Here is a 1,810-nt window from a genome sequence, read left to right as displayed (position 1 = left end):
TGTGGGCGGGGAATGCTTTGGAGGATAACAATGCTACGGCTCCACATGAGAACGTCATCTACCAGGGTACCAGTAATGATGTGAACGCTATTTATCAGCAGGTACTGAATGCGTCGGGCAATGTGCTACAAAGCTTATTCTACAAATTGAAGGGGTACTATACCGGAGATGTGAATATGAATGGAGAAGTAATCTATGCCGGCACCGGTAATGATGTAGAATACATCTATCAAAATATTCTAAAGAACCACTCAGGTAACCTACTAAAGCAAAGCTTTTTCAAGATTCTTGAGCAACTCCCCTAGAGAGGCCAGGCAATTGTTCAATCAAATTTCTTAGTTAACTATATAACTTATCATTATGAGACAAATTCTATTGGTCTCTGTATGGGTAGTATTGCTTTTGGCTACTAACTTAGCCTTCGGTCAAGCTACGTCTACTAACACGGTTAATTACAAATTGACCTATGACGCAATTACGGGGCGATACACAGCCTATGCGATTCCAAATTACAGTGTACCAAACAGCCTGAACACAAGTGTTGATGGTCATGAGCGCGGGGGGACTGCACAGTTTACTATAAAAGTCCCCAAAAATTTCATCATCACAGACATTCAGGATATACATGGAGACTGGACGAAGTCTCCACAAAAGCTTGGACCGGGGCAACCAGGCCAAAACTGGAGCAGTCATCCGGAGCTAGATCCGGCGTATAACTATTATGTTATCCCAAAGTCATCCGATGAGACCGACTATGGTGTGTTTACTGCCGGAACGCCTGTGGCTTTGTTTTCATTTAAAGGTGTTGATTGTGTTGGCGAATTGATCCCTCTGGCACCAAGCGATGGCTTTATTGCGGCTGCTGATGATGTTTACTCATTAAACGTAGCTAATAGTTTCTATTCATTATCCGCTCAACCGGCTGGTGGTAATCAGGACCCATTAGAACAGTTTGCCGATGTTACTGGTCCAGCAGCTGATTGCCGCTCTTTAATAGCTGTTCCCGATAATTCAACAACGGCTACAGGAACGCCAGTGTCTACCACCGTTTTAGCCAACGACACCCGCAATGGGGCACCGGCCAGTGCCACCAATGTTACCGTTAGTGTGACCACCCCACCATCACATGGTACAGCCGTAGTGAATCCAGATGGCACAATCACCTATACGCCAGTTATTGGTTATAGTGGTCCTGATAGCTACACATACACAATTTGTGACAAACTCACAGAGCCTCCTTTCCAACTTTGTACAACTGCAGGCGTATCTCTGAGCATAGTAGGAGCCATCACGGCCCAGCCTGACAACAGCACCACGGCTCAGGGTACACCCGTGACGACAGTGGTGCTGGCCAACGATAATGTGAACGGGGCACCGGCCAGTGCCACTAACGTGACGGTAAGTGTGACTACTCAGCCGGCCCACGGCACGGCAGTGGTCAACCCCAGCACGGGAGCGGTGGTCTACACCCCGGCCGCGGGCTACTCTGGTCCTGACTCGTATACCTACACCATCTGTTCGACGGTGCAGCCCAGTCTGTGCGCCACCACCACGGTGTCGCTGACGGTGGTGGGTGCCATCTCAGCCCAGCCTGACAACAGCACCACGGCTCAGGGTACACCTGTGACGACAGTGGTGCTGGCCAACGATAATGTGAACGGGGCACCGGCCAGTGCCACTAACGTGACGGTAAGTGTGACTACTCAGCCGGCCCACGGCACGGCGGTGGTCAACCCCAGCACGGGAGCGGTGGTCTACACCCCGGCCGCGGGTTATAGCGGGCTAGACTCCTACACCTACACCATCTGCT

At 50.3% G+C, this 1,810-nt stretch carries 2 protein-coding genes; both read left to right on the top strand.

What is annotated here, in order from left to right; all coding sequences use genetic code 11:
• Positions 1-305 (top strand): hypothetical protein (locus ABD931_RS29030; RefSeq protein WP_345271630.1); only part of this gene is annotated, 305 nt, incomplete at its 5' end.
• Positions 306-1,035: 730 nt separating this feature from the next.
• The coding region (locus tag ABD931_RS29025; RefSeq protein ID WP_345271629.1) for an Ig-like domain-containing protein at positions 1,036-1,810 on the top strand (775 nt) is incomplete at its 3' end.

It is taken from the genome of Nibrella viscosa (genome assembly GCF_039541875.1).
Classification (GTDB): Bacteria; Bacteroidota; Bacteroidia; order Cytophagales; family Spirosomataceae; genus Nibrella; species Nibrella viscosa.
This window is presented reverse-complemented; position numbering and strand designations above follow the sequence as displayed.